4 protein-coding genes and 1 pseudogene are annotated in these 2,724 nt (G+C 73.2%); all 5 read right to left on the bottom strand.

What is annotated here, in order from left to right:
* Positions 1 to 432: pseudogene (locus ACFQ4O_RS16610) on the bottom strand (DNA translocase FtsK); the annotation flags it as partial.
* Positions 433 to 603: 171 nt separating this feature from the next.
* Positions 604 to 1,083, bottom strand: coding sequence for a DUF1178 family protein (locus tag ACFQ4O_RS16605; RefSeq protein WP_378777337.1), 480 nt, complete (start codon positions 1,081 to 1,083; stop codon positions 604 to 606).
* Positions 1,084 to 1,269: 186 nt separating this feature from the next.
* Positions 1,270 to 2,145 carry a carbon-nitrogen hydrolase family protein gene (locus ACFQ4O_RS16600; RefSeq protein WP_378777335.1) on the bottom strand — a complete coding sequence of 292 codons (876 nt, stop codon included), beginning with the start codon at positions 2,143 to 2,145 and terminating at the stop codon, positions 1,270 to 1,272.
* 5 nt (positions 2,146 to 2,150) lie between these two features.
* Positions 2,151 to 2,408 carry a glutaredoxin 3 gene (gene grxC, locus ACFQ4O_RS16595; protein WP_271204522.1) on the bottom strand — a complete coding sequence of 86 codons (258 nt, stop codon included), beginning with the start codon at positions 2,406 to 2,408 and terminating at the stop codon, positions 2,151 to 2,153.
* Positions 2,409 to 2,462: 54 nt separating this feature from the next.
* Positions 2,463 to 2,724, bottom strand: a 262-nt coding sequence (locus tag ACFQ4O_RS16590; protein ID WP_378777332.1) for a ComF family protein, incomplete at its 5' end; no start/stop codon positions are given.

Genomic DNA, 2,724 nt, shown 5'->3' with positions numbered 1-2,724 from the left:
CGCGGCGCGGGCGGCCTCCGCTGCGGCCTCCGCCTCGTCGAAGGTCATGGCGGCGATGGCGTCGGCGGCGGTCTCCGGCGCGATCGGCTCCAGCGCCTCGTCCTCGGGCAGGCCCGCATGGCCGCGCAGGATGCTGTCCGGCGTGCGGGTGAAGCGGGCGTTGGGGCCGATGGCGAAGGGCTGCAGCCAGCTCGGCACGATGTGGGCGTCGTAGAGCGCGTCGAGCCCGATGAGCGGTCCCGACGGATGCGGCGTCACCGCCACGGAGGCGTCGAGCGCGTCGTCCAGATCGCGGGCGCGGCGCTCGCGCAGCACATGGTCCGGCGTGCGGACAGAGCGCACCTCGCTCGGCGCCGCCTGGCGTCGCGGATCGGCGGTTCGGCGTCCGGTCGCGTCGGAATCGGAGGCGGGCGGACGTCCCGAGAAGGTCATGGCCTGGAGTCCCGGATTGCGGCGCCGCAGCGCCGAGTGATCTCAGAGGCCCCAGTTAGAAAGAGCAGAGTTAATGAAGCGTGGAGCCCGCGCTCGCGGCCACCGTCGTCCACAGGGGGCGGCGCGGCGGAACCGCCTCGAAACGCAAGGCTTACCGGGTTTTGGCGCGGATCAGTTGGCGTCGTCGGGGAACGACGGCAGCGGCTGGAACGCCACGCCCTCGTCCGCGAGCGCCCGGGCCTCGTCGGGCGTGGCGCGGCCGTAGATGGAGCGGTGCTCGATCTCCTCCGCGTGCATCCGGCGGGCGAGGTCCGGGAACCGGTCGCCCACGTTCTCGGAGGTGCGGGTCACATGGTCCCGCAGCGCCCGCAGCCGGGCGCGCAGCTCCCGGTCGCCGTCGGACGCGAGCTCCATGGCGGGGCCGGGCTCGGCCGCAGGCGCCGGGGCGGAGGCGGGCGCCTCCGATTCCGTTGGCGTGGCCGCGCGCCCCGCCGCGATCGCCGGCGCCATCAGCGCCTTGGTCACGGCGCTCCCGCCGCAGGCCGGGCAGCTCAGCAGCCCGCGCGTCTGCTGGCTGTCGAAATCGGCGGAGGAGCGGAACCAGCCGTCGAAACGGGCGCCGCAGCCGCAGGTGAGGTCGTAGCGAATCATGATGGGATGAACGTTCTCAGAGCCTGTCGGGAAGGTCCTGTTCGCCGTCGTGCCCGGGCTTGGTCGTCGGGCATCCATGACTTCGCGGATCACGCGTCGGCGAGCGGACAGTCGTGGATGCCCGAGACAAGCTCGGGCATGACGGGTGCTTGAACCGCCCGTGTTCGGACCAGCCGGACACGCGCCTCAGGCGCCGACCTCGTGCAGCCGCGTCGGCTCGGCCGGCGGCAGCAGGCCGAAGCGGCGGCCGTTCTCCAGCGCGGGGATGCGCTTGCGGGCGGCGGCGGCCTCCGCGAGGTCGATCTCGGCGAGGATCACCCCCGGCGCGTCGTGATCGAGCTCGGCGACGATCCGGCCCCACGGGTCCACGATCAGGCTGTGGCCGTAGGTCTCGCGGCCGTCCTCATGCCGGCCGCCCTGGGCTGCGGCGAGGACGAAGGAGCCGGTCTCGATGGCGCGGGAGCGCAGCAGCACGTGCCAGTGGGCCTCGCCGGTCTGTTTGGTGAAGGCGGCCGGCGCGGCGAGCGCCGCCGCCCCGTTCTCCGCCAGCGCCCGGTGCAGGGTGGGGAAGCGCACGTCGTAGCAGATGGTGAGGCCGAGCCGCCCCCAGGGCAGGTCGGCGACGATCGCGGTCTCGCCCGGACGGTAGGTGGCGGATTCGCGCCAGCTCTCGCCGTTCGGCAGGTCCACGTCGAACATGTGGATCTTGTCGTAGCGGGCGACGATCTCGCCCTCCGGGTCGATCAGGAACGCCCGGTTCGCGGCGCGCTCGCCCTCGAGCCGCACGGCGAGCGAGCCGAGATGGAGCCACAGTCCCAGGCCGCGGGCGAGCTCCTGGAAAGCGGCGAGCGCGGGGCAGGCGTTCTCCGGCAGGATGGCGGCGAACAGCTCCTCGCGCGAGCGCACGAGGATGTTGGTCATCTCCGGCGTCTGCACGTAGTGCGCGCCGCCGTCCTTCGCCTCGCGGATCAGCGTCGCGGCCGCGTCCACGTTGGCGGAGATGTCCCGGCCCGAGCGCATCTGCGCGCAGGCGGCGACGAAGCGCGTCGCGGTCTCGCCCATCGGGCTCACGCCGCCAGCAGCGGGTCGAGCCCGCCCGCCGCGTCCAGCGCGTGGAGGTCGTCGCAGCCGCCGATGTGGCGGCCGTCGATGAAGATCTGCGGCACGGTGGTGCGGCCGCCGGCGCGCTCGATCATCTCCGGCCGGCGCGCGGGCTCCCGGCCGATGTCGATCTCCTCGAACGCCACGTTCTTGCGACGGAGCAGCGCTTTCGCCATGTCGCAATAGGGGCAGCCCACACGCGCATAGACGGTCACGGACGACATTCGGGCCTCTGGGCTCTGAGCGGGTGTCATGGTCTTGTCCGACGATATAACCCGTCACGCATCGTTCACAACCAGTGCGAAGGTCAGCACGTCCACCTCCGCGGCGCCGCCCCGCCGCAGCAGCCGGGCCAGGCGGTCGAGCGTCGCGCCGGTGGTCATCACGTCGTCCACCAGCACGATCCGCCGTCCGGCGACCAGCGCCCGCCCGCGCGCCGACAGGCGGAACGCGCCCTGAAGGTTGGACGCGCGCTGGGCGGCGGTCAGCCCCACCTGCGGCCGGGTGGCCTTGACGCGCTCGATCGCCTGCAGCTCCAGC

Source organism: Methylopila musalis (assembly GCF_042679725.1).
Taxonomy (GTDB): Bacteria; Pseudomonadota; Alphaproteobacteria; order Rhizobiales; family Methylopilaceae; genus Methylopila; species Methylopila musalis.
Note: the sequence above shows the minus strand (reverse complement) of the source record. Positions and strands in the feature narration are given on the sequence as shown.